General features: G+C 66.2%; 22 protein-coding genes. 6 read left to right on the top strand and 16 right to left on the bottom strand.

All coding sequences use genetic code 11. The features are described from left to right. The 3 genes from GFY24_RS12485 to GFY24_RS12475 form a co-directional block, all read left to right on the top strand. The coding region (locus GFY24_RS12485; RefSeq protein ID WP_153805141.1) for a transposase at positions 1-184 on the top strand (184 nt) is incomplete at its 5' end. 65 nt (positions 185-249) lie between these two features. Then, on the top strand, positions 250-897 hold the full coding sequence (locus tag GFY24_RS12480) for an HAD family hydrolase (protein ID WP_153805140.1): 648 nt from the start codon (positions 250-252) through the stop codon (positions 895-897). Between the two features lie 171 nt (positions 898-1,068). Continuing rightward, a complete protein-coding gene (locus tag GFY24_RS12475; protein ID WP_228566202.1) occupies positions 1,069-1,833 on the top strand; it encodes an SDR family NAD(P)-dependent oxidoreductase in 765 nt (254 codons plus the stop codon). A gap of 349 nt (positions 1,834-2,182) precedes the next feature. On the opposite strand, the gene GFY24_RS43200 is transcribed toward GFY24_RS12475, so the two are convergent. From GFY24_RS43200 to GFY24_RS12430, 9 genes are all read right to left on the bottom strand, one after another. After that, positions 2,183-4,447 (bottom strand): Hsp70 family protein, encoded by a 2,265-nt coding sequence (locus GFY24_RS43200; protein WP_304621377.1) that lies wholly within the window; start codon positions 4,445-4,447, stop codon positions 2,183-2,185. Positions 4,448-4,992: 545 nt separating this feature from the next. Beyond that, a complete protein-coding gene (locus GFY24_RS12465; RefSeq protein WP_309230764.1) occupies positions 4,993-6,582 on the bottom strand; it encodes an FAD-dependent oxidoreductase in 1,590 nt (529 codons plus the stop codon). A 15-nt stretch (positions 6,583-6,597) separates the two neighbouring features. Next, the gene (locus tag GFY24_RS12460) at positions 6,598-7,605 is read right to left on the bottom strand and encodes a diiron oxygenase (protein WP_153805137.1); all 1,008 of its coding nucleotides are present in this window, start codon (positions 7,603-7,605) and stop codon (positions 6,598-6,600) included. Positions 7,606-7,748: 143 nt separating this feature from the next. Further along, positions 7,749-8,783, bottom strand: a complete 1,035-nt coding sequence (locus GFY24_RS12455; RefSeq protein ID WP_153805136.1) for an Hsp70 family protein — start codon at positions 8,781-8,783, stop codon at positions 7,749-7,751. Positions 8,784-9,100: 317 nt separating this feature from the next. Then, entirely contained in the window at positions 9,101-10,831 is a 1,731-nt protein-coding gene (locus tag GFY24_RS43680; protein WP_375336028.1) for an N-acetylmuramoyl-L-alanine amidase, read from the bottom strand. A gap of 190 nt (positions 10,832-11,021) precedes the next feature. Beyond that, positions 11,022-11,471, bottom strand: coding sequence for a Rieske (2Fe-2S) protein (locus GFY24_RS12445; RefSeq protein WP_153805134.1), 450 nt, complete (start codon positions 11,469-11,471; stop codon positions 11,022-11,024). 94 nt (positions 11,472-11,565) lie between these two features. Further along, positions 11,566-12,192 carry a DUF6529 family protein gene (locus GFY24_RS12440; protein ID WP_228566201.1) on the bottom strand — a complete coding sequence of 209 codons (627 nt, stop codon included), beginning with the start codon at positions 12,190-12,192 and terminating at the stop codon, positions 11,566-11,568. After that, positions 12,176-12,802 (bottom strand): hypothetical protein, encoded by a 627-nt coding sequence (locus tag GFY24_RS12435; protein WP_153805133.1) that lies wholly within the window; start codon positions 12,800-12,802, stop codon positions 12,176-12,178. Before GFY24_RS12435 ends, GFY24_RS12440 begins: the two co-directional genes overlap by 17 nt. 15 nt (positions 12,803-12,817) lie before the next feature. Continuing rightward, positions 12,818-13,396 carry a sigma-70 family RNA polymerase sigma factor gene (locus GFY24_RS12430; protein ID WP_153805132.1) on the bottom strand — a complete coding sequence of 193 codons (579 nt, stop codon included), beginning with the start codon at positions 13,394-13,396 and terminating at the stop codon, positions 12,818-12,820. A gap of 235 nt (positions 13,397-13,631) precedes the next feature. Between GFY24_RS12430 and GFY24_RS12425 the strand changes: the two genes are divergently transcribed. Then, complete coding sequence (locus GFY24_RS12425) at positions 13,632-14,009, top strand: hypothetical protein (RefSeq protein ID WP_309230763.1); 378 nt, start codon at positions 13,632-13,634, stop codon at positions 14,007-14,009. Between the two features lie 24 nt (positions 14,010-14,033). Here the strand turns inward: GFY24_RS12425 and GFY24_RS12420 are convergent, their stop codons facing one another. Next, entirely contained in the window at positions 14,034-15,416 is a 1,383-nt protein-coding gene (locus GFY24_RS12420) for a bifunctional lysylphosphatidylglycerol flippase/synthetase MprF (RefSeq protein ID WP_153805131.1), read from the bottom strand. Between the two features lie 110 nt (positions 15,417-15,526). Continuing rightward, on the bottom strand, positions 15,527-16,525 hold the full coding sequence (locus tag GFY24_RS12415) for a DUF5996 family protein (RefSeq protein ID WP_153805130.1): 999 nt from the start codon (positions 16,523-16,525) through the stop codon (positions 15,527-15,529). 187 nt (positions 16,526-16,712) lie between these two features. Here GFY24_RS12415 and GFY24_RS12410 point away from each other — a divergent pair, with 187 nt between their 5' ends. Continuing rightward, the gene (locus tag GFY24_RS12410) at positions 16,713-17,096 is read left to right on the top strand and encodes a hypothetical protein (RefSeq protein ID WP_153805129.1); all 384 of its coding nucleotides are present in this window, start codon (positions 16,713-16,715) and stop codon (positions 17,094-17,096) included. 176 nt (positions 17,097-17,272) lie between these two features. Here the strand turns inward: GFY24_RS12410 and GFY24_RS12405 are convergent, their stop codons facing one another. Then, a complete protein-coding gene (locus GFY24_RS12405) occupies positions 17,273-19,174 on the bottom strand; it encodes an alkyl sulfatase dimerization domain-containing protein (RefSeq protein WP_309230762.1) in 1,902 nt (633 codons plus the stop codon). Between the two features lie 74 nt (positions 19,175-19,248). Next, entirely contained in the window at positions 19,249-21,090 is a 1,842-nt protein-coding gene (locus GFY24_RS12400; RefSeq protein WP_228566250.1) for an alkyl/aryl-sulfatase, read from the bottom strand. A 463-nt stretch (positions 21,091-21,553) separates the two neighbouring features. On the opposite strand from GFY24_RS12400, the gene GFY24_RS12395 reads away from it, so the two are divergent. Continuing rightward, positions 21,554-22,222 (top strand): TetR/AcrR family transcriptional regulator, encoded by a 669-nt coding sequence (locus tag GFY24_RS12395; RefSeq protein WP_153805128.1) that lies wholly within the window; start codon positions 21,554-21,556, stop codon positions 22,220-22,222. Between the two features lie 92 nt (positions 22,223-22,314). On the opposite strand, the gene GFY24_RS12390 is transcribed toward GFY24_RS12395, so the two are convergent. Genes GFY24_RS12390 through GFY24_RS12380 form a run of 3 tightly spaced genes read right to left on the bottom strand, consistent with a single transcriptional unit; the run spans position 22,315 to position 25,724 of the window. After that, positions 22,315-23,424: an alcohol dehydrogenase catalytic domain-containing protein gene (locus tag GFY24_RS12390; protein WP_153805127.1), complete on the bottom strand. Its 1,110-nt coding sequence runs from the start codon at positions 23,422-23,424 to the stop codon at positions 22,315-22,317. Further along, positions 23,424-24,551, bottom strand: a complete 1,128-nt coding sequence (locus GFY24_RS12385; protein WP_153805126.1) for an acyl-CoA dehydrogenase family protein — start codon at positions 24,549-24,551, stop codon at positions 23,424-23,426. Before GFY24_RS12385 ends, GFY24_RS12390 begins: the two co-directional genes overlap by 1 nt. A gap of 9 nt (positions 24,552-24,560) precedes the next feature. Then, positions 24,561-25,724 (bottom strand): acyl-CoA dehydrogenase family protein, encoded by a 1,164-nt coding sequence (locus GFY24_RS12380; RefSeq protein WP_153805125.1) that lies wholly within the window; start codon positions 25,722-25,724, stop codon positions 24,561-24,563. Positions 25,725-25,801: the final 77 nt, after the last annotated feature.

Genomic DNA, 25,801 nt, shown 5'->3' with positions numbered 1-25,801 from the left:
CGACGACGTCTCGGGTTTCGTTGTCCTGCCCCGCCGTTGGGTGGTCGAACGCACATTCTCCTGGATCAGTCGACGCCGACGCTGCGTCCGTGACTACGAACGCCTGCCCGACCACCACGAAGCCATGGTCACCTGGTCGATGATCATGCTGATGTCCCGCCGCCTCGCCCGCCAACGGAAATGATCAGTTGGCGGACAGGCACTGAGTTCTCCGGCATGCGGCGTCGGCCCGCCCGATAGGCTGGTCCGATGATCAAGGCAGTGGTGTTCGATGTGGGCGAGACGCTGATCGATGAGACCCGGATCTGGAGCCGATGGGCGGACCGGCTGGGCATTCCGCGCTTCGCGCTACTCGGGGCGATCGGCGGAATGGCAGCGACCGGGAGGCCGTTGACCGACGCTTTCGAACTGCTGCTGCCCGGGGTCGACCTGGACAAGGAGCAGGTCAGCTGGGCCATGGACGAGCCGGAAAGCCTGCGCAACAATTTCGACGCCAACGATCTGTATCCCGATGTGCGGCGCGCGCTCGGCCTGCTGCGTGAGCGCGGGCTGACCGTGATCATCGCGGGTAATCAACCGCCACAGGCCAAATCGGCGCTGGAGAAGATGAATCTGCCCGTGGACGGGATCTACACCTCCGCGGAATGGGATCTGGAGAAGCCGGATCCGAAGTTCTTCCACAAGTGCGCCGAGGTGGCGGGCGTCGAGGTTCGCGAGGTCTGCTACGTGGGCGATCGCGTCGACAATGATGTGCTGCCCGCGAACGGGGTGGGCATGATTCCGGTGCTGATTCGCCGCGGGCCGTGGGGATACCTGCATTCGGAGCTGCCGCAGACCTCGTACAGCGTGGTAATCAACAGCCTCGACGAGCTCGCGGAACTGCTTGCGCCCGCCTGAGTTTCGGCGCTGACGAGGGTTGCCCGCCGGGTCTCGCAATCCGGCCCGGGCAGCGCTCCAGCCATTTACATGACATATCAACTCAAAGGCCGATTCCCGCCAGCCAGGGACCGTTGATTCTCGTTTACTAGACATGTCAACGAAAAAGGTTCAACCGCAAGGGGAATGGTCATGATGGGTACACGCTTCGCTTCCAAGGTCGTTCTGATCACCGGCGCCACCTCGGGAGTCGGCGCCGCGGTAGCCCGCCGAATCGCCGCGGAGGGTGGCGCGGTGGTGCTCGGCGCACGCGGCAAGGAAGCTGGCGACCGCATCGCCGAGGAGATCCGCACCGCCGGTGGCCGTGCCCTGTTCGTACCCACCGACGTCACCGTCGAGGCGGACGTGGCGCGCCTGACCGATGCGGCCGTCAGCGAATTCGGCCGCCTGGACGGCGCTTTCAACAATGCGGGCGCGATCAATGCCTTCGGCCCCGTACAGGACATCGACGACGCGGGCTGGCGCGCCGACCTGGAACTCAACCTCACCGCCGTCTATTACGGCCTGCGCCACCAGGTTCCGGCGCTGGCGGCCTCCGGCGGCGGCGCGATCCTGAACAACGCCTCCCAACTCGGCGTGGTCGGCATGGCCTCGGTCGCCCCGTACGTGGCCGCCAAGCACGGCGTCATCGGCCTCACCCGGGCCGTGGCGCTGGAGAACGCCGACCAAGGCATCCGAGTCAACGCCCTGGTCTCCGGCGCGGTGGACACCCCCGCCTACCGCAACTCCATGGGTGCCACCCCCGAAGGCGAAGCCATGGTCGCCGCCCTGCACCCCATCGGCCGCATCGCCCGCCCCGAGGAGATCGCAGCCTTCTGCGCCCACCTCCTCAGCGACGAAGCCAGCTTCATCACCGGCGCCGCCCTCACCGCCGACGGCGGCTTCACCGCCCGCTGACCCACCCGAAACCCGTTGCACCTCCACCCATGTGGATCCCGGCCAAACCCATGCCGGGATGACGAACGGGCATCCCGAAAATGACGGGTGGGGGCTTCTCGGGGAATGCCGCCGTCGGGTCCCGTTGATCTTGGTGAGAGGCGACCTAGCCCACCACCGCGCCTGGGCACTTGCAGCGCGGGGGGTGGGCCGGTCGCGTGCGACGTCGAAGTGGAGTGTTCGAGGGGGATCACTCCGGTCGCGTCGCCGTCTTTTGTTGGGGGACTTGGCCACTGGGGATGGTGACCGCTATCGATCAGGTCGCCGCGGATGCCACCGTGCTCGGCAGAATCGTTGCGCTCGACTGTGGTTAGTGATGGCCACCGCCACCACCTCCGCCGCCTCCGGCACCACCGCCGCTGTGGCCGCCGCCACCACCCGCACCGCCACCACCGGCAGCTCCTCCGCCACCAGCACCTCCCCCACTACTGGCACCTGCGCCACCACCGGCTGCGCCACCGCCACCCGCGCCTGCACCGCCAGCGGCTCCTCCGCCGCCGCGGGTTGAGCCACCGGGTGAGCCGCCGCCTTGGCTGCCGCCGCCTGCCATGGCGCCGCCGGAAGTTGTTCCGCCGCCGGAGGTTCCACCGGCTCCACTGCCACCCGCTCCGGTGGTGCCGCCACCGCCTGCGCCGCCACCTCCGGCAGTGGTTCCACCGCCGCCGGCACCTGCCCCACCGGTTCCGCCGCCACCAGCCGTGCCACCACCTCCGATGTCGGCGCCTGCGCTACCACCGGAAGTCGTTCCGCCACCGGAAGTTCCACCGCCGCCGGGAGCGTCACCGCCGGGGCTTCCACTCGTGGTTGTTCCGCCACCGCCCGTGGTGCCACCGCCGGAAGTTGTTCCGCCACCGCCTGTTTCGCCGCTTGTAGTGGAGCTGCCAGGGGAGGTTTCACCGCCGGAGGCGGTGGTCGAACCACCCGGAGTGGTCGAGCCGGGGGCAGAACCACCCGCGCTCTCGCTGGGGGCGGTTCCACCGGCAGTCGTGGCGCCACCCGCCGTCGTTCCACCGGTGGTCGTTCCACCCGAAGTTGTTCCGCCCGTTGTGGTTCCGCCAGTAGTCGTGCCAGAAGTACTCGCGGGGTCACCGGTCGTCGAGCCCGGGATCGCAGGGGATCCGGGGGTAGCCGAGGAACCTGGGATGGCCGGGGAACCTGGGATGGCTGGCGATCCGGGAGTGGTTGCGCCGGGGGCGGTTCCGGGAGAGGTGGCGGGTACTCCAGGGAGGGTGCCGGGCAGGCTGATGGTGGGGACCTGGCCGAGGTATTGGGGGGAGGTCAGGGATCGAGCGGCGAGGAAGGGGAGGGGGTTGGTGAATTGGGCGGGGTTTGCGTAGGTGGGACGGGTTGCGGTGCCGCGGGTTTCGCAGTGGGTGCCGGGGCGGGTGTCGACCGGGCGGCCGCCGACCCAGGAGGGGGTGACCGTGGTCGCGGCGGGGCCGTAGCTGTCGATGGCGGCGGCGGTGGTCACCAGGTGGAGGCGGGCGTTGCTGCCGGGGGCGGCGGTGGCGTCCTCCAGGAGCAGGACGTCGGCTCCGAGCGTTCCGGAGTCGGTGGGGGCGGGCGCGGCCTGTAGACCGGCGGTGCCCGCGACGGGGCCGCCGAGCATGGTCGCGGCGGACATGGCGAGAGCGGAAGCCACTGCGGCGCCGGAGAATACGGCCGCGCGCGGGGCGTAGCGGCCGATGGCGGAGCCGGTGTCGGCAGAGCGGAAGGCCGCCAGGGCCGCGCCGACCGCCACGGTGTGCGCCGGATCGGTCGACATGATGACGGGCCGGCCGAGATCGCCGAGCACCCGCGCCACTTCGATGGGTCGTGCCGCGCCGCCGATCAGCAGGACACGGTCGATGTCGTCCATGGTGAGCCCGGTGTTGTTCACACACGAGCGCACCACCCGTAGTGAATTGCGAATATGCCAGCTGCGCAAGCGATTCGTGTCCGCGGCGGGCACCACGGCCGAGACCGGCTGGTGTTCCCCGGGCGCGATACTGCGCGCGTACCGGGCGAGCAGTGCGCCGAGTGGCCGCCCGCCGTATTCGATGGAGCGTTCGGCCACCCCGAGAATGCCGCGCTCCTCGCGGTCGGCCTCGGTGCGCACCACTGCCACATCGAGGCAGTTGCCGCCCAGGTCGTAGACGAGAGTTATTCCGGCACTGGAGATTCCGTACTCCGCGTCCAGCCATTCCACGGCCGCGACGGGCTCCGGCATGAGCGCCACATCGGCGGCCCCGGACCAGTCCAGCGCGCGCCGCAGCCGGGTCACATGCTTCTCGGTGTAGTTGGCCGGATACGTGGCGACGGCGGGCGCTTCGGGCGCGTTGGCTTCGATGAGCCCGTTCACCACGGCGGCCACCAGATCGGCCGGCGACCAGATGCGCCCGTTGATGACCACCGGGTCGGGATCGGTGGTCAGATCCGCGAAATCGCTGACCACCGGAGCGAATTGGGGTATGCCGCCGATGCGCGGTCCGCCCGCGCTGTCGAAGGTTACGGCCGTCCGGCGAACCCGCACGGCGGGCCGGGTCCGTTCACCGGCCGCGGTCGCCCATACGGAGTTCACTGTGCCGATGCTCATGCCAAAGCCAACAGTCATTTGCTATCCCGTCAACGCACCGTGACCACGGCCTCACAGGCGTATCAACCATGTGGACGCGGTCGTTTTCCAAACAGCGGGTTCAGGTTAGCTGGCGCATGCCGAATGTGAATATCGAATCCGGAGAAAAGATTTCGCGTCCAGTAGCGAAGTTGGCGAACCTACTGGTCAGGCACGTATGTCTTCAAGATCGAATCGAACTGGAAGAGAAGAGAGTTGGGGGATGACCACTTTGTGGCAACAGCTCAGCGAACGTCTTATTCATACCAACCGGTAGGCAACTAGTGTCCGGAAAAGAAAACCGCAGCGTCAGTTTGTGCGCGCGGATTGCCGATCACTGGTCGGTTGCTGTCCCCGAGTTCCCCACTCGCGCAGGCTTACCGACCGCGATTCGAAGCGAATACTTCTCTACTACCCACCATGTCGTCCTGGGCAAACACAGCATTACAACTCACACAACACAATCCGTACACAAACGGACCGCCGCACACGACACGGTCATATGAGGCGGTCCGAAGTACGGCGAACTAACGACTGTGTACCAGCAGCGGCAGCCGGCGCCGCATCGGCCGGTCCACCGCGCCACCACGAATGGCATGCGGCTGACGCACACCGACCAGTTGGTCCAATTCCCCTGCGCCCCGCCCCGGTTCGACCAGTCGCCCGGCATTGAAATCATCCACCAACTGCCGCACCGTCTCCTGCGCACAGGACTTGTTGGTACCGATGAACCCGGTCGGCCCGCGCTTGATCCAGCCGGTCACATACGCCCCGGGCACAACCGCCCCGCCGGCACTCTCCAGCACGCGCCCGTGGAGATTCGGGATCACTCCCCCGCGCTCGTCGAAAGGCATACCGGCCAACGGAACTCCGCGATAGCCCACCGAAGTGAGTACCAGCCCCGTCGCCAAAACCGCTGTGTCCGTGGTGGACTCGGCCCGCACCACCCCATCGGCCCCCGAGACGAGCTCATTGCGCACCACCTCGACACCGGTGACCCGGTCCACACCCTCGAAAGCCGTTGGCGCAGACAAATATCGGAAGATGATTCGCTTGCGCCCGCCCACCGGCCGATCGGCCAGCCCGCGCAGCAGCTTCAACTTCTGTTCCACCTGCTGCGACATGCTCGCATCGGTCTCGGGAATCTCACCCTCGACCACAATGTCCACATCGGCCCCGAGCAGTCCCACGAATTCCGGCACGGTGAAGGCGGATTCGGCGGGCCCGCGCCGCCCGAGCACGACCACCTCTTCGATCTTGCTGCGGCGCAAGGCCGCCAGCGCCCGCGGTGCCACATCGGTACCGGCCAGCAGTTCCGGATCGGTGGTCAGAATGCGTGCCACATCCAGGGCCACATTGCCATTGCCGACAATGACGGCCCGCTGCTGCGAGAGATCGAAGTATCGACCGGCATGGTCGGGATGTCCGTTGTACCAGGCCACGAACTCGGTCGCGGAGACACTGCCCGGCAGCCCCTCCCCCGCGATACCGAGTTTGCGATCACTGGACGCGCCCACCGCGTAGATCACCGCATGATGATGCGCCAGCAGCTCGTCATGCGAAATGTGTTCCCCCACATTTACATTCAGGTACGACCCGAACCCGTGCTGCGCGGAGATCACATCGAACAGCCGACCGACCTGACGCGTCTTGGTGTGATCCGGCGCGACACCGAACCGCGCCAGCCCATACGGCGTGGCCAGCCGATCGAACACCGTCACCGCGACCCCGGGCTGGGTGAGCAGCTCATCGGCCGCGTACATGGCCGAGGGACCGGAGCCGACAATCGCCACCCGCAACGGCTCGCGCCCGGGCTTGACCTCCGCAGCCGGAATCGGCTTGGCCAGCAACGGCCGCGGCCGTTCCTGCCGGTAGAAGTCCGCATTGATCTCGATGAAGGGCAACTGCTCGGCGGTCAGCTTCTTCGTCGAGACAATGGCGTCCACGGGGCAGGCGGTCGCGCACGCACCGCAGTCCACGCACGCCTGTGGGTCGACGTACAGCATCTCCGCCGTCCGGAAATCCGGTTCGTCAGGCGTGGGATGAATACAGTTGACCGGGCAGGCGTAGACGCAAGACGCGTCGCTGCAACAGGATTGGGTGACTACGTACGGCACTGTACGTCCCTTGTCTCAGGCGGCTTTGCCGGAGCGGATCGGCTCCGAGCGGTAACGGGAGGCCGCGCCGGCGATGCCGAACATCTTCCAGACGCGCTTGGCGATGGGGTTCATCAGCCCGATCTCCTGCGCCAGCGCTCGCACGTCGACGAAGTAGTCGCTGAACGCCTGTTTGGAATCCTCGGCGCCATAGAACAGCTCCTTGCGTACCTTGGCCGGCACCTGGAACTCGTCGAAGAACGCCTTGGGCGGAGTCACGATGGAGCGGCCCAGAATGAACATGACGATCGGCATGGCGATGGACAGCACCAGCTTGCTCACCTGATTCTGTTCCGGTACATGGCGCTTGAGGAATTCGTGCGCGAACGAGATGTGCCGCGCCTCCTCGGCGACGTGAATCGCCATGACGCCACGCATGATCGGGTGCACTTCCTCGCCGGAGCGCAGCACCTGCTTCTGGATATGGTCGATCGGCTCCTCGCCGGCGAGCACGGCCATGAAGAACAGATTCGGGAACAACACCGCGATCGGCACCGCCACCTGACGGAACTGCCGCACGAACGGGCCCATACCGGGCACGTCGACGCCGATGCGATTCACCATCTCCTGGAACATCTGAGTGTGGTTCAGCTCTTCGGACATCTCATGCGTGCAGTACCGGAACTCCGGGTCACCATTGGCGAGACCGAAGGTGTGGTTCACCATGCCGCTGATCAGAATCGACTCGAACTGCAGGCCGACCTTGGCGACATTGGCCTGACGGTACTTGCCGACGGCGATCTTCTGCTCATCGCTGAGCGCGAGATACCAGGGGTGACGGCCGATCGGGTCCGCGGAGGCGGGCAGAATCCAGCGCTCGGGCTTGGTGTTCGCGTCGAAGTCCGGGTTCTCCCAGTCGATGTCCTCGAACGGATCGAAGCTGCGGTTGACCGAGCCCTCGGAGAGCAGCAGCAGTTTGTGCGCGTACTCGACAGCTTCGGCAACAACCGGGTCGTCGATGGGGGTCGTGGTCGGGGACATCATCGTCACCTCTCCAGTCGGTGATGTATGTGTATCCCATGGTTACACCAAACTGGAGCATCGTCAACAAGTGTTAGCAGGATGCTTGCACGAGTCGACCCCACCCGACCCATGATCGGGAGCAAACCCGCCGGTAACCGGCGTATCTACAGGGCAGCCACCCGGGTAACACGCCGGAACAGATCGGCTAGCACGTGATGGCGATGGCCGCCGGAATCCTGTGCCAGCACCGACTCCCTGGCCGCGATGGCGGCCCCGTCGGCGATCGTGCGCTCCGGATCCGGCGCGACCGTCACCGGCCGGGCCAGCTGTTTCGCCAGTACCTCGGCGACCTCGGGCGGGCGGGCCGCACCACCGACCACCAGCACGCGATCCACATCGGCCATGGTCACATCGGCAATGCGCAGGCAGCGGTAGACCAGCTTCAGTGACGCCCGAATATTTTCGGTGCGCAATTCACCGGTGTCGGTATCGGAGAACACCCGGGAGATGACCGGCGCGTCCGGAGTGCGCCGCAACCGCCCCGCGACCAAACCACCGAAGGCCCGACCACCGAAATCCGTTGAGTGCAACGGCAATCCGACAATCGGATTGGTCGGCGCGCCCGCACCCACCCGCACCAACGTCACATCCAGGCCGGAGCCGCCGAGGTCGTAGATCAATGCCAGCCCCGGCATGAGCGGACCGCGCTGCGCAGCCAGCCAGGCCGCCGCGGCCACCGGTTCGGGCAATAGGTCGACCTCGGCCAGCCCGATGCCATCCAATGCGGTGCGCAGGTCGGCCACCAGACTCGCGGAGTACCCGGCCGGGTGGGTCACCGTAATCCCGGTGTCCCCCTTGGCGTTCTGCCCGGCCGGAGCCTTCCCCAGCACCTCCTCGAGCACGCTGTCGGCCACGGTGGCAACCAGATCCGCGGCGGAGAGCGCTCGGTGACCGACCCGTGCGACCGGGGCCCCACGCTGGGTCAGATCGGCGAATTCGGTGATCACCCGGCCGTGCCGCGGAATGCGGCCGACCCGGGCGGTACCGGAACTGTCGAAGGTGAGGGTGGTGCGCCAGGTGGTCGGCGGCGACCCCTTACGCGCCGCGAAGGGCGAGCTGCCCCGGCGAGCCGAATGATCGGCAGCCGTCACGCACACCGTATTGACCGTGCCGATACTCAAGCCCACACCGAACGCCATCACATCACCCTCGATCGACGAGTCGTTTTCAGCCGTTCTGACCCGACCCGGAATTCATGCAACTCCTGCGCCGAATGCTTGCCAACCACCGGACACGAGGTTGTCCGCAACTGCACCTGTCCGGCGGTGGAACCGCGCCTGCCAGGGGAGCCGTGTGAGACACGCCCGAAATAGCTCGAGTTCGCGAAAAGTTTGCCCGACTTCAGCACTTCACGACATTCGGGGCAGAGCACACCGGTCGGGACGGAAGCGCACCACAGCGACGAAAAGCGCCCCTACTCCGGACAATTCGGAGTAAGGGCGCTCTCGGTGAAATGCTACTTCGCCGGTGCGGTCAAGAGATTCGCGCTGAGCACCGACACCAAGCTGTACGCCAGGTTGACCAGATCCGAGGCCACCCCGTTCTGACCCATGAGCATCTTGGCCAGCGGACCCATCACCTTGACGGCCGACTGCACCAGCGAGCTCATCGATTCGATATCCAGGAGCTCACCGTTCTTGGACTTGTCGCTGGTCAAGGGCGACTGGGCACCCGGATTCGTTTGCGCCCCAGGGTTGGTCCGCGTACCCGGTTTGGATTGCGTTCTTGCACCGGGGATCTGCGGCGCGGCCACCGGCGGCGGCTTCGGCGCGAGTGGAGCCGCGATATTCCGCACCCCACCGGGTAGCTCGCTCGCACCCGGAATCGTCGCGGGCAGCACCCGGCTGTCCGAGGCGGGCTGCGGCACCTCGGGGACGGCCGCGCCCGGCTGGGACTGACCCGGCTGCGTCACCTGCGGCCGCAGCAGGTCACTCAATTGCGGAATCAGCAACTCCGGCTTGAACTCCGGGCCCGGCTGTTCGGATTGGGCCGGAGCGGGCTGCGTCTTCGGATCGGTCGGCACACCACCCTGCGGCGGCGTCTTGGGATCCACAGTCGTCCCACCGTTCTGCGGCAGCGTCTGTGATTCCGGCGCGCCGCCCTGCGGCAGCGTGCCCGGCTGGGTACCGCCCGGCACCGCCTGTTGCGGTACGGGTGCTGCACCCTGCGGACCGGCGGCGGGTGCACCGCCCTGCGGTTCGGGAACACCGCCCGGCATCGCGCCCGGGGACTGCGCGCCACCCTGCGGTGCGGTCAAACTCGGACCGCCCTGCGGAACCGCTTGCGGGTCAGTGGTAGTCGAGGGCAGGGTCTGCGGTTCGTTCGCCGACGGTACCTGCAGCTGCGCGGGCTGCGCCGGGGGCGCGGCCGCGGGTCCGCCCGCCTGCTCGGCATTACTCGGCGGGACGGCGAGCCCGAGCAGGTACGACACCACACCGGTGGTGATGGTGACCGCGTGCCGCAGCTGGCCCTCCTGCGTCTCCAGCAGTGCGGCATCCTCGGTATTGGCGCCATTGCCCATTTCGAGGAAGACGTCCGGGACCTGTGTCAGGGCCGGTCCGGCGATATCCGCGCGCGGCTGTAGACCCTCGACCGCGCCGTTGTAGGCGGCGGCCGGGAATCCGGCCTGAATGTAGGCGTCGCGCATGGCTTTACTGGCGGCCAGACCGGCGACGGACTGCACCTCATTGGCCTTGGCGTCCGGAATCGGCAGCTGCGGCACGATGAGGTGGAACCCGCGAGCATCGGCGGGCGCACTGTCAGCGTGAATGCTGACGGCGATGTCAGCACCGGATTGGTTTGCGGCGCGGGCGCGTTCGTCGACGCAGCCGCCCCACCCGGTGTCGTCGGGGCGGCTCATGACCACGCGCGCGCCGAGACCCTCGAGGGAGGTGCGCACCAATTGCGCCACATCCCAGTTGATGGTGTGTTCGGGAATGCCGTGCAGGCTGGTCATGCCGGTGGTCTGGCATGCCTTGGTACCGCCGCGGCCGTCGTCGACCTGCTTGGCGACGTCCTGGCTGTGGTTGGGCCCCTGATGGCCCGGGTCCAGGAAGATGGTCTTCCCGGCGAGCCTTTGTGGCAGTTGGGGCAATTCGGGCGAAGCTAGGGCGGTAGCCGGGATGAGCCCGGCCACTGTCGAGAATGCCGCGGCCGTGACGGCGGTGAAGATACCGGCCTTGACCATGTTCGGCTTCATACGCGGCGGCGCACTCGGGACCGAGGCGCCCCTCCCTTCCCAGTAGTAACACCAAACCCAGCTGTTTACTTTTGCAACAGTAGTTACTGTCTGGCAAGCTTCTTAATCGAACCGTTACCAGTGGTCAGGGCAGTTGGACGCTTGAACTCGCTGCATATATGGCTATTCGGGCAAATATTTAGCCCGACACGACGGAATCGCCCTCGACATGCACCGCACGGGCATCCAGCGGACGCGGCGCGGGACCACCCGCGACAGACCCGTCGAGATTGAAATTACTGCCGTGACATGGGCATTTGATGAGGCCGCCGCTGACCTCACCCACCTTGCAGCCCAGATGCGTGCAGGTGGAGGAGAACCCGGCGAAGGATCCCGCGGTGGCCTGGGTAATGACGGTGTCGCCCTTGATGACACCACCGCCGACCGGCACCTCCGAGGTCTTGGCGAGCTCGGTCCCGCCGTCCTGCTTCTTGTCTTTCACACCATTCGTCGAGGCCGAAGCCTTCTCGGTATTGCCGTAGCTACTACAGGCGACGGCGGTCAGGGCGGTCGCGGCCACACCGGTGGCGGCGAGCGCGGTGCGCCGGTCCATCCGGAACGTACCGGGGGCCGGAATCTGTTCGGTCATGGTCACTCCTAGATCTGGGTGGGCGCGGGCTGTCGGCCACACCCTGTTGACGTTGCGGACGGGGTCGCGGGTTCACTCGGCGCGCTTGCGGATATCACGGGGCAAACCCCTGGGTTCGGAAGTACCAGACCGCCGAGGTGAACCAGAGCGCGACGAATCCGGTGAACAGCACACCACCCATGACAGGAATCAGCCAGCGGGGCAAGCCTTTTCGAGTGAGCAGCAGCATTTTCGCGACGAAGACGCCGTAGACCGCGCAGCCGAGCAGCGAATGCAGCAGCACCCGGCGGTCGGTGGCCTGGAAACCGAAGGCGTACAGGCAGTGCACGGCCACCGGAATGCTCACCAGCACCGCGAGCCGTCCCGACCACACATGCCAGCGCGCGGCCCAGCGCCCGGGACTGACCTTGGGCAGCACGCCGTACATGGCTAGCGCGCTCAGATCCTGGCCTACCGCGAGCAGCACCACGACGGTCGCCAGCCAGGCTTTGACCGCGCCCGGGCTGGAGAATCCGGCCAGGCTCACCGCGTAGCCGCGCGCGGGATGGGTGGAGCCGTAGACGCCGAGCAGCACCGAGACCGCCGCGCCCGCGAGCACGATCAGCGCGATGGTCAGCGTGGTGCGCCGGGGCGATACGTGAGGTGGGATCGCACCGCGGATCACGGTCTGGACGGAGTCCTGCGGGTCCGGGACATTACGGGGATCAGAAGTCGTTGTCATCGCCGTGCACCTTTCGAGCGTCGGGTGCGAGATTCGGTGCGGGAACGGTGGTTCCGTTCGGTTGCCGGCGGACGCCGGTGACCGATCCGTCGGGGCGGACGATCCAGCTGTCGCGGCCGCCGGCGGATTGGGCCAGGTAGATCCCGGCCGGGGCCCGCACCAGCGGCGCGGTGAAGTCCAGGACGTGTTCGCCGAGCGACAGTGTGCCGGTGAGCGAGTCACCCTTCAGGGTGGCCTGCAGTTCGGAGTCCTTGCCGGTCAAGGACATTCGGCCGGCGTCGGCGGCACCGCGCAACCAGGTTTCGACCGATGCGCCGTCGCAGGCGTAGGCGACGGCCTGTTTTCCGGTGACGGTGATGGAGAGGGTGATGGGGCGGGGCTGGGCGAGTATCACCGCGACGTAATCGGCCTGGGCGGGGAAGGTGACCGCCGCACCTGAGGAAGTGGGAGCGGTGGAGCCGGGGGCGACGGTGCTCGACGGTTGTGCCGCAATGGAACTGCTCGCAGCGGCGGGTTCGTCGGTGGGGTCGGTGGCGATATCGGTGATCAGCAGGCCGAGGCCGAGTGCGGCGGCGGCAGCGAGGGTGAGGAGGGGGCCCGCCCTTTTCATGACTGTTCTCCGGTCTCAGGCGCTGACGGGCAGTCGCCGCAGCGACCGCAGGGCGTAGTGCACGCGGGTTTTCACGGTGCCGACCGGAATGCCCAGGTCGGCGGCGACATCCTGATAGGCGCGATCGCGCAGGATGACCTGGACGACGGCATCGCGCTGCGGTCCGGGCAGGCGGGCCAGCAGTTCGGCGACCAGTAGGCCGTCGGCCAGTCCGTCGGCGAAATCCGGTCCGGCGCAACGACCTTCGGCGAGATCGCCGATCTCGTCCCAGTGTGCGTCTCCCGGGCGGGCGGCGCGGACCCGGGCGATATCGGTGAGGATATTGCGCTCGATGGTGAGCAGCCAGGTGCGTACGCTCCCCCGGCTCGGGTCATAGCTGGCGCAGGCTTTCCAGGCGCGCAGCAGTGTCTCCTGTACGGCGTGTTCGGCGAGGCCGGTATCTCCGAGTCGGCGCATGGCGCGCCAGTGCAGCAGGGCCTTGTCGGTGGTGAGGATGGCGGAGAGCCCGGTGTCGGTACAGAGTCGGGCGCATTGGGCGGCACAGGTGGGCGGACCGGGCGAGTCTTCGTCCGGGAGGGGGTGAAGTCGTCTCATGCCCTGAATATCGCGGGCAACGCCGAGAACAGAATCGGTGATTACTGCCTATTTCGGTGTTAACGGTTTTCGCCTGTGAGTTTCGAATCGAAACCGGTTTGTACGCAATCAATTACACGGAACGCCCAAATTGGACACTTGATCTCTGATAAATCTGCTGCGGGAGATTCGGGGATCTCCCAAACCGACCGGTTGCGAGGCCGTGCGGTTCATGAACTTTCAAGGGAGGAACACTGTGCGTGCAGGCGCGCTCATGATCGCGGGAGCCTTCGCTTCCGCACTGCTCACCGCCACCGCGGCCACCGCCGCCGCCGACCCGGCGACCGAAATCCCCGGCGACGGCCTATACCTGGTCAACGTGGATATAAAACCCGGCGCATACGTCTCCGACGGCACCCCCGACGACGCCACCGGCTGCTTCTGGCGCCGCCTCTGGCACGTCCAAACCGCCACCGACTACAACGACCCCAACTACTACATAATCGCCAGCGACTTCACCCGCCTGCACCCGGTCCGAATAGTCATCAAACCCACCGACGTAGCCTTCCGCGCCGACAGCTGCGGGGCTTGGCGCCTGGTCCCCGACACCCCCACCGGCTCCTTCGGCGGGTGAGGAGTCCCGCAAACCCGGCCGAACTCAGTACTCGCGGCGGTGCGGTACGAACTCCAGACTGAGCAGCGCCACCGCCGCGATGAGCACCTCGCGCCAGCGGATCAGTACGAAGCGCTTATCGGAGAACGAGTTGAACTTGCGCAGGAATCGGTAGAGCGATTCCAGGCGGATCAGCGGATCACCCGCTCGCACCGCCACATACGCCAGCTGACCGAGCCGGCTGCGCTGGTGATCGCCGAAGAGTTCCGGAAAAGCCGCGAAGGCCAACGAGATTCGGGTGACGCTGTGTGCCCGCGCGTACTCGACGAGGTCGACGATCATGCGTTCGTCGAGACCGTTGGGTGCGTCGTGCCGCCGCCATGGCACATCCAGGCTGAGCTCGCGGCCGTTGCCGGAGACGCCGTAGCGCTGGAATCCGGCGACCTGGCCGTTCTCGTCGCGGGCCAGCACCACCAGCATGCCCGGGTGCCGGCCGTCCAGGAGGTGGTCCAGGATCATGGAGAAACCGCGGGTCTGCCGCCCTTGTCCCCATTCGTCGACAATGCCGAGTAGGTCCTCGCGCTGCGGTTCGGTGAGCGCGACCTCGGGTAGCACCTCGGTGGTGACACCGAAATTGCGAGTGCGGCTGACCGCCTGCCGCAGATTCCGGAAGCGCCGGCCGACCAGGTCGAAGTCGTTCACCTCGACCACCACATCGCGCCCGATCGGCACCGGATGCAGGCCGCGATGCTCGAAGGCGCGCAACTGCCACAGCTGGGTGAGCTCCGGACTCGCGCCCAGTACCGCGATGCGCCAGCCGTGCGCACTGGTGAATTCGGAGAATTCCGAGACCAATTCGCCGAAGCGCTGCTTCTCGCCGATGGGATCGCCCGCGACCACGGCGACACCCAGCCGGGCCCGGTAGGCGATGGCGGCCGAGGAATCGGCATTGAAGAAGTAGCTCTTGGACGAGTGCAGCGCGAATGGCGCGACCGGATCCAATTGCGTGCGGCGCACCAACTCGGCCACCCGGGCCAGCTGTTCGGGCTGCGGTTTGCTGCCCAGCGGGGCCGTCAACACCAGTCCGCTGACCGAGAGGAACAGGAATCCCACGGTGGTGTGATCGGCGCGGTAGCTGAAGTTCGCCACCACCAGCACGATGGTGGCGCTGGTCAGATGCGGAAGCGTGATGGGGCGGCGCAGGTGCAGGCCGCGAGCCACGAAGAGCCCGGCGATGGAGACCGCGATGAACCAGCCGTGGTCCGTGCTGCCCTCGCGCGATGATCGTTCGGCCGCCCAGACCAGCACCAGACTGCCGAGTACCAACGCTCCCATGAGCGGCACCCGGGTGCCCGGTCCGGCCGTGAAAACGGTCTCGCGATACGCCGTCAGTCCGGTGGTCCGCACCGCCATATTCTCGTCACGCATGCTGCTCCTTCTGCTGCAGATGCGACTCGCTCACCAAGCGTATTCCCATGGTGATCCTCCCTCTGTCCCTACAAACACACTATGCGGGACATACGACAGGAGGCACTCGGTTATTCCGGCCAGCCTTTCCAGGCGGTCCCCAGGACGGGGTCCGTGATGCCTCCGGGGCAGGCCAGGGCGGGTGCGTCCCACCCAGCGAGACGCGAGCCCGCGGCGTAGGCGGAGTGCAGGAAATCCAGTGCCGCGCCGACCGGGTCGCCGCTGTGCCGGGCGGCGTCGTAGGAGTAGTAGGCGGCGTGCGCGGAACCCGAAGGCACCCAGCGGGCTTCGGGCGGCAGCAGTGGAAGTTCGGTCAGCCCTTCGGGTTCCGGGGCGGTGTAGGAGTAGAAGGTGGGTTCGGGCACCTTGTCGTCGCCGAACCAGAAGCCGGCGCTGATCTCCTCGCGCGAATACGATTCGCGGGTCACGGCATTGACGCTGGTGTCCATATCGACCTTGCGGTCGGAGAAGCGCTGCACGGCCAGATCGAAGGTGTGCCAGAAGAGCTGAACCGGGCTGATCTTGCCGGAGTAGCTGGCGCTGAACTCCTCGAGCACGCGGCCCACCTGACTGGTGACGTGGAAGGCGCGCAGGCCGTCGGCCGGGTCGTAGTGGTGGTGCTCCTCGTCGTGGGCGAAGGGCCGCCCGCTGTCGGGCAGGTCGTACGGGGTGGGGAACGGCAGCGTCACCTCGACGCCCAGGTCACGCAGGCCGCGCATGGTCTCGGCGTAGAAGCCGGCCACCGATTGATTGCCGAGCGGGATCTCCTCCTGGATGCCGCGATCGGTGGAGATGCGCAGGACGTGGTCGAAGAAGTCGAAGGCGCAGGTGAAGACGGGGCCGTCGGTGGCGGTGCCGAGCGGTACGGTGGTCCAGCCGCGCGCGGTGAGCCGATACGTCATATGCCACCAGTGGTTTCGGCGGATGCCCTTGGCGAGGGCGACCTTGCCGACGATCTGGATGTAGCGGTGCAGGGTTTCCTTGGTGGGCCGCCAGGCATCCAGTGGCAGGGCCGGAAGCACCTCGCCGAAATCGGCCGAAACGGTGCCGGTAACCGAGGAATCGCCCATGCCCCTGCCCACTTTCGTTCAAGACGGTCGCGTTTCAGATCGGCGCTGCGCCGCCAATCCTACACACCCGCAACCCACCTGCGAGTACAGCGAAACACGCAGTAGTGCAAGATCTTTCAAAGTATCCTGAACATTCCCCGCGCAACACCAGAGATAGTGCCGCAACCATGAACAGGGGTGAATCCGCATGAGCGACATCAGTACGGGCTACGCCGTCGTCGTCACCGCGGTCAGTGACCCGACACAGGTGGAGGGTCTGGAGTGGGAGCGGGCGGTGGAGTATCTGCCCAGCCTCGCATCGCATGCCATGCGGACCTGGGTCCGCGCGCAGGAATCCGCCACCGAGCCCAAGGGGGCCGCCATCAGGCACGGGGTGGTGATTCCGGGACCGCAGCGGCGGGTCGGCCCACGCCAGCCCTATCGGGAGGTGTGTGTACCGCCCGGGGAGTACCTGCTCTTCAGTGCGGCGGTACGACAAAGTCCACCGCAGGGTGTGGCCGCGCCGGGGACTCGGCCGGTGGGGACCGGACCGGCGGCCGGTGCGATGTCGGGTCGGCATTCGGTCAACTAGACGGTCCCTGATTTGCCTTGCCGGCCAAGCTGTTTCGGACAGCGAGCGGGGCCCTGCCGGACGTCGGACAGCGAGCGGGGCCCTGTCGGACGGTCGACGGCAGGGCCCCGCATCTCGTATCCGGAGCGCCAACGAGGGGTGACCAAGCGCTCCGAATTACGTTATGTGGACACCGATTACGGCGTCACGATATTGAAGGCCGGGTCCGGCTCGTCGAAGAGCGCGACCAGCTTGGCGAAGCTCTGCACATCACCCTCGAAGGTGATCGCACCGGACTTCATAGCGGCCTGCAGATCCTGGCCGGCGAGCAGCACACCGATCAGGGTCGCCCGGGTGAGATGGAAGGTGACATCGGCATCCGGGATGTTCTTGCTGTCGGGCCGTTCATAATGCACCAGTACGCCATTGCGCAGTTCCAGACGCCGGACGCGCTTCTCATCGGTGAAATGCCAATCGCTGATGGCGGTTTCGTGCCAGGCCTTGGGCCCGTCCAGGCGCAGTGAGATGGCGTCGAAGACCTGTTCCACGGTGAGCGCCGCCAGCATGGTGGGCGAGGTGGCCGAGGTCGGGGTGCCGACATTGCCATTGCGCAGCTCATACGCGCCCATCAGGAAGAAGTTGCGCCACGGCGCGTTCTCCGCACCGTAGCCCAGCTGCTCGAAGGTGCTGGCCTGCAACGCCTTCGCGGCCTCATTGGTCGGATCGGCGAAGACGACGTAGTTGACGACCTGGGCAACCCAGCGGTAGTCACCGGCGTCGTAGGCGACCTGGGCCTTCTTCAGGATCTCGGCCGCGCCGCCCATGAATTCCACATGGCGGGTGGCGTTCTCGACCGGCGGGTGCTCCCACAGGTGCGCCGGATTACCGTCGAACCAGCCCATGTAGCGCTGATAGATGGCCTTCACATTGTGGCTGACCGAACCGTAGTACCCGTGCGTGTGCCAGGCGGCGGCGATGTTCGGCGGCATTTCGATCGATTCGGCGATCTCGCTGCCGACATAACCCTGGTTGATCCGCCGCAGCGTCTGATCGTGCAGGTAGGCGTAGAGATCGCGCTGCAGCGACATGAATTCCACCGCCCGCTCGGTGCCCCAGGTCGGCCAGTGGTGCGAGGCGAACACCACATCGGATTCGCGGGCGAACAGGTTGATCGATTCGGTGATGTACTGCGACCACACATGCGGGTCGCGCACCAGCGCACCGCGCAGGGTGAGCAGGTTGTGCAGTGTGTGAGTCGTGTTCTCCGCCATGCAGAGTGCGCGATGGTCGGGGAAGTAGAAGTTCATCTCCGAGGGCGCCTCGGTGCCGGGGGTGATCTGGAAGATGATCCGCACCCCGTCGACGGTCTCTTCCTGACCGGTGTGGGTGATGTCCAGGGTCGGCGCGATCAGCGTGATGGTGCCGAGCGAATTGGTCTGTCCCAGACCGGATCCCACGGTGCCCTTGGGGCCGCGCGGCAGCACCGCACCGTACATGTAGGCGGCGCGACGCGACATGGCGGTGCCCGCGTACACGTTCTCCGCGACCGCGTGCTCCAGGAATCCGGCCGGGGCGATGACCGGCAGCTTCCCCGCGTCGACGTCCTCATTGGTGGTGACGCCGAGCGCGCCACCGAAGTGATCGACATGCGAGTGCGTGTAGATCAATCCGGTGACGGGCTTGTCACCGCGGTGGTCGCGGTACAGCTTCAGGCCCGCGGCCGCCGTCTCGGCCGAGACCAGCGGATCGATCACGATCACACCGGTCTTGCCCTCGACGATCGTCATCTGCGAAAGATCAAGGCCGCGAATCTGATAGATGCCCGCGGTGACCTCGTACAGACCCTGGCGCACATTCAACCCCGACTGCCGCCACAGACTCGGGTGCACCGAGGAGGGGCAGGAGCCTTGCAGGAATCCCCACGAGTCGGCGTCGAAGGCCACCTTCCCGTCGGCGGTCTTCACCACTCCGGGCTCGAGCGCGGCGATGAAGCCGCGATCGCAGTCCTCTTGATCGGTGGTGTCGCCGAACGGCATCTCCGTCAGCACCCTCTGGTTCTGCTTGACGATGATTTCGCTGGGTTCTGTCTGTGCGCTCACTGCCTGCCTCCTGATCCAGCCGGTAAACCGGCGCGGGGTGGAACTTGCTTGTTACGCAAAGGGTCTGGCGGGTATTACGGGGTGACGATGTTGAATCCCGGGTCGGGCTTGTCGATCACACCCTTGATCTGGACGAGGACGGCCGGGTTGCCGTCGATCTTGATGTCGCCCTTGGCGATGGCGTCCTTCATATCGCCGCCGCCCATCATGTTCTGGATGAACCCGCCGCGAGTGAGGGTGATGGTCGCGTCGGGAGCCGGGAGGCCGTCGTTCGGCCAGCGGTCGTAGTGCACGAGAACGCCATTGCGCAGTTCGGCGCGGTGCACCTTGTCCTGCTGATCGCTGAACTTCCAGTCGGTGACCACGTGGGTGTCCCACGCCTTGGGGCCGTTGACGTACAGCGAGATGGCGTCGAAGGCCTGGTCCACGGTGAGCGCGGCCAGCAGCCCCTTGGAGTTGGCGGCGCTGGGTGTACCGAAGGAGCCATTGCGCAGTTCGTACGCGCCCGAGAGGTAGAAGTTGCGCCAGGTGGCGTTCTCCGCGCCGTAGCCGAGCTGCTCGAAAGCGCTGGCCTCCAGGTCTTTCGCCTTCTTGTTGTTCGGGTCGGCGAAGATCACGTAGTTGGTGAGCTGCACGGCCCAGCGGTAGTCGGCGTCGTCGTACGCCTTCTTGGCCGTCTTGAGCACCGAGTTCGCGCCACCCATGGCATCGACGTGCCGCTTGGCGCTCTCGACCGGCGGATGCTCCCACAGGTGTGCCGGATTACCGTCGAACCAGCCCATGTAGCGCTGGTAGATGGCCTTCACATTGTGGCTCACCGAACCGTAGTAACCGTGTGTGTACCAGGCCTTTTCGATGGCCGGGGGCACCTGCATCTGCTCGGCGATCTCACTGCCGACGAAGCCCTGGTTCAGCATGCGCAGGGTCTGGTCGTTCAGGTAGCCGTACAGATCCCGTTGCGTGGAAAGGTATTCCACGATCTTGTCGGTGCCCCAGATCGGCCAGTGGTGCGAGGAGAAGACGATATCCGACTGGCGCGCATAGATATTGATGGACTCGGTGAGGTACTTGGACCACACATGCGGGTCGCGCACCAGCGCACCGCGCAGGGTGAGGATGTTGTGCAGGGTGTGCGTGGCGTTCTCGGCCATGCACAGAATGCGGCGGTCGGGGAAGTAGAAGTTCATCTCCGACGGGGCCTCGGTGCCCGGGGTCATCTGGAAGACCATGCGAACGCCGTCGATCACATGCTCCTCACCCGTCTTCATCACATTGATGGTCGGGTCGATGAGGCTGACGGTGCCGAGCGAATTGGTCTGGCCCAGGCCCGCGCCGATCTGCCCCTTCTCACCGCGCGGCAGTGCGGCGCCGTACATATAGGAGGCGCGCCGCGCCATGGCGGTGCCCGCGTAGATGTTCTCCGCGACCGCGTGCTCGAGGAAACCGGACGGTGCGACCACCGGGCACTTGCCGGCGGCGACGTCCTCGCGGGTGGTGACACCCAGCGAACCACCGAAGTGGTCGACGTGCGCGTGCGAGTAGATCAGGCCGGTGACGGGCTTGTTGCCGCGATGCGCGCGGTACAGCGCCAGGCCGGCGGCGGCGGTCTCATTGGAGATGAGCGGATCGATGACGATGACGCCGGTATCGCCCTCGATGAGCGTCATATTCGACAGGTCGAGGCCGCGGATCTGATAGAAGCCGGGCGCGATCTCGTACAGGCCCTGTTTGACGGTGAGCTGCGACTGCCGCCACAGGCTGGGGTTGGCCGAGGACGGGCAGGTGCCCTGTAGGAAACCGTAGGAATCGGTGTCCCACACCACCTTTCCCTTGTCGTCCTTGATGACACCCGGCTTCAAAGCCTCGATGAAACCGCGGTCGGCATCGGCGAAGTCGGTGGTGTCGGAGAACGGCATGGTCTCGGTGACCTTTTTGTTCGCCTTGGTGATGGCATCGCTCGGATCGGTCTGACTGGTGGGGACGTTGACGTCATCGGAGGTGCCGCAGGCGCTCAGCGCACCGCCGACGCCGACCGCGGCCAATGCCGCCGCACCGACGCCGAGCATGCCGCGCCGGGAAACCCGTGGTCCACCGTTCTCCTGATTGTCCGCGCCGTTTTTCGGGTTGCCATCGACCACGTCATCTCCTACTTTTTCCGATCGAGCGCACTGCAAGCCAGCCAAGAAGCTATTAGCTACACGTTCGCCAATTTCTTCATAACGATTCGTTCACGGCCCTGAGAACGCTTTCTTCAGTTGCTCGAACATTTGCCGTTTGGCTTCACTCTAACCACTATTGCAGTTATACTGCAATAGTGAGGGGCGGAATTCTCACCGACCCCACAACAACCGCCGGGAGACGCTGTGATCGGATGCAGAGATGAGTGACGGCACCGCGGCACCCCCCGAGCGCCCGAACGGAGAGCGCCGTCGTCGGCGCAATCCGGAGCAGACCCGCAAGGCGATCGTGGATGCCTTACTGGCGGCCATCAAAGAGGGCAGCTTCGTCCCGACGGCCAAGGACATCGCCGAGCGCGCGGGTATCTCCGAACGCAGTATCTTCGTGCACTTTCCCGGACGGGAGGATCTGCGGGTGGCCGCGGTCGACGCACAGTCCGAATTGGTGGAGTCCTTGGTCGCGACGACCGATCCGGGCCTGCCGCTGGAGCAGCGGATCGCCGCGGTGGTGAAGCAGAGCGAGACGGTCTTCGCCCACCAGCGCAATCCGCGCCTGCTGGGCCTGCTCGAATCGCAGTCCATCGCCGCGATCGATACGCGAATGCGGTTGACCGACAGCAAGATTCGCGCCGGATTGGCACGCATCTTCACCACCGAGCTGAACCGCTCGGGTGCCGAGGATCGTGAACTGCTGGACCTGATCGAGACAACCGTGGGCTGGGCGTACCGGCACCAACTGATGGACCGGCGCGGACTGTCCCAGCGCGCGGCCTCCCATGCTGTTACCCGGGCACTCCGAACACTGTTGTCCGGCAACACTTCCCGCAATACAGATGCCAAGGCCGCCGATCCCGCGGGGATCGGCGGATAGCGGACTCCGATTACATGGTGTGGCAGAACCGAGATTGATGATCGGGAAATTCATTGCCAGGAGATACCGCGAAATAGCAATGTTTCAGCGAACTACTTCCGGTCGAAGATGATGACCTGTCGCACGGCGCGGCCATCGGCGAGCAGGTCCATGGCCTCATTGATGTCGGCGAGTTCGATGCGGGCCGAGATGAGTTTCTCCACCGGGAGACGCCCCTCGCGCCACATCCGCTCGTAGCGCGGAATGTCCCGGGCGGGTACGGCCGAGCCCAGGTAGCTGCCGAGGGTGCGCGCCTCGGCGGTGAGGCTGAGCGGCGGCAGCGTCATGGTCGCGGCGGGTGCGGGCAGGCCGACGGTAATGGTTATACCACCCGGTTCCGTTGCAGCATAGGCACTTTCGAGTGCCGAGGGGTGGCCGGCGGATTCGATGACATATCGTGCTCGAACCCCGTTGTCGCGCAACTCATCCGGCGTATAGGTCGCGGTGGCACCCAGCTCGCGCGCCGCCGCGAGTTTCTCCGGCATCCGGTCCACGCCGATAACGTGTTCCACGCCAACGGCTTTGGCGGTCAGCAGCGTGGCCATACCGACGCCGCCGAGACCGACCACCATGACCGTGTCCAGCGGTCCGGGCCGGGCCACATTGAGCACAGCTCCCCCGCCGGTGAGCACCGCGCAGCCGAACAGCGCGGCGATCTCCGGTGGCACATCCGAGCCCACGGGTACCACCGAGGCCCGATCCACAATGGCGTGCGAGGCGAAGCCGGAGACGCCCAGGTGGTGCCGGACCCGGCTACCGCCGCGCGACAGATGTCCCGAATGATGCAGCAGCTCACCGGCGTTATTGGTGGCCGATCCCGCCGAGCAGGGCAGTTGCCCGTCGCGCGCGCAGGCGTCGCACTCCTCGCAGCGAGGCAGGAAGGACATGACGACCCGCTGTCCCGGGACCAGGTCCGCGACCCGCTCACCGGTCGAGACGACCGTGCCCGCCGCCTCGTGTCCCAGCAGCATGGGCAGCGGCCGGGGCCGATTACCGTCCACCACACTGAGATCCGAGTGGCAGACGCCCGCGGCCTCGATGGCGACCAGTACCTCGGTTGGCCCGGGATCGCCCAGTTCCAGCTCGCAGACGGTGATCGGTCGCGACCGCGCGTACGGTCGCGCGCGGCCGGTCTCCTCGAGCACAGCGCCGGTGATGCGCATCAGATTTCGACCATCTGGTACTCGCCGACGTACTCGCCCAGGCGGCGCAGGTGATCGCTGGAGTCGCCGAGCGTGTGCTCGATGGTGGTCAGGCGCGCGGTGTAGTGCCCGACCGGGTACTCCGCGGTCATGCCGATACCGCCGTGCAGCTGAATGGCTTCCTGCCCGATATGCCTGGCGGAGCGGCCGATTCGCAGTTTGGCGCGGGAGGCGACCACCGGATCGGTAATGCCGTCCGCCAGGGACATGGAGGCGTACATGCTCATACCGCGCGCCAGTTCGAGGGCGACGTACATATCGGCGGCGCGCTGGGTGAGGGCCTGGAAGGCGCGCAGCGGAACGCCGAACTGCTTGCGGGTCTCGAGGTATTCGGCGGTGAGTCGCAGCGACTCCTCCATGGCACCGACCGCCTCGGCGCAGAGCGCGGCCTGCGCTCCCGCGAGGGCGGCCTCGATCGCATTGCTCGCATCGACTACATTGCCGAGCGGTTCGGCGGTGGCTCCGTCGAATTCGATTGTCGCGCCGCGCAATCCGTCATGGGTGCGGTAGCTCGTGCGGCGCACGCCCGGATCGGCGGGATCGACCAGGAACAGGCCCTGCCCACCCTCGGCCAGGGCCACGCTGACGATCAGCAGATCGGCGCAATCACCGTGCGGCACCGGATATTTGACGCCGGTGAGTTGCCAGCCGTCACCGTGCGGCACGGCCTGGGTGGCGAGTTCGGTGGACGGCCAGCGCAGGCTGGGCTCGGCGTGTGCGAAGGCGAGCCGCAGCTCACCCTCGGCGACCTTGGGCAGCAAGCCTTTTCGCTGCGCGTCCGCGCCTACGGCGGCGATCAGCCCGCCCGGCAGCAGGGCGCAGTCCAGCAGCGGCTCCGGAGCGAGGCGGCGGCCGATCTCGGTGAGCACCAGCATGGCTTCCAGCGGCCCCGCGCCCATGCCGCCGTCTTCCTCGGCGAAGGTGAGGCCGAGCAGGCCGACCTCGGCGAAGGTCTGCCAGAGTTGCGGATCCCAGCCGAGTTCGGTGCCGATGACCTCGGTGCGGCGCTCGGGGGTGTAACGGCGGGCCAGGATATCGCGCACGGTATCGCGCAGCATGTCCTGTTCAGCGGTCAGATCGAAATCCATTTTGCTGCCTCACAATCCGAGGATCGTCGAGGCGATGATATTGCGCTGCACCTCGTTTGATCCTCCATAGATCGATGTCTTGCGGTAGTTCAGGTAGGTGGCGGTGCTGCGATGCGCCCAGTCGGGCGTATCACCCTCGCGCACAACCGAACCCGGTCCGGCGATATCGACCATGAGTTCGGTGACGGCCTGCTGCAGTTCGGTGCCGCGCAGTTTGAGAATCGAGGAGACCGGGTTCGGTTTACCGTCCGACGGACCCGAGGCGACCCGCAGCTGCACCAATTCCAGTGCCAGCAGCTCGTTTTCGAGTTCGGCCAGGCGGGTGGCGAAGAGCGGATCCTCCAGCATGGTGCGCTCGCCCAGCCGGGTGGCGCGGGCCTGCTCCTTGGCCAGCCACAGCCGCACCTTGGTCTGCCCGACCGAGGCGATGCCATTGCGTTCGTTGCCGAGCAGGAACTTGGCGTAGGTCCAGCCCTGATTCTCTTCGCCGACAAGGTTTTCCACGGGCACCCGGACGTTCTCCAGGAAGATCTCATTGACCTCGTGGCCGCCGTCGATGAGTTCGATGGGCCGCACCGTGACACCGGGGGTGTCCAGCGGGAACAGCAGCATGGAGATGCCGGCCTGCTTCTTGGGCGCGTCCGGATCGGTGCGCACCAGGCAGAAGATCCAGTCCGCGCACCGAGCCAGGGTGGTCCAGGTCTTCTGGCCGTTCACGATGTAGTGGTCGCCGTCGCGCACCGCGGTGGTGCGCAGCGAGGCCAGGTCGGAACCGGCTTCGGGCTCGGAAAAGCCCTGGCACCACCAGATTTCGAGACTCGCGGTGGGCGGCAGGAAGCGTTCCTTCAGCTGCTGCGAACTGAATTGGGCGATGACCGGCCCGATCATGTTCGCGTTGAAGGTGAGCGGCTCCGGCACCGATGCGAGCTGCATCTCGTCATGCCAGATATGCCGCTGGATCGGCGTCCAGTCCCGGCCGCCCCACTCGACCGGCCAGTTCGGCACCGCCAGCCCGTGATTGTTCAGGATGCGCTGGCTGGTGACGATGTCGTCCCTGCTCAACTCCTGTCCGTGCCGGGCCCGGTTCCGGATATCGGCCGGGATCTCGCTCCGGTAGAACGCGCGCAGTTCGTCACGAAAGGCGAGCTCGTCCTCGGTCAGCGCCAATTTCATGCGTTGGCCCTCCATTGTCTCGGTTAGCGTCGAATATGATACACAGACTATCTAATGTCTCAAATAAGCCCCGTAGA

It is taken from the genome of Nocardia sp. SYP-A9097 (assembly GCF_009649815.1).
GTDB lineage: Bacteria > Actinomycetota > Actinomycetes > Mycobacteriales > Mycobacteriaceae > Nocardia.
The sequence above is the reverse complement of the archived record's forward strand: the minus strand, read 5'-3'. Positions and strand labels throughout refer to the sequence as shown.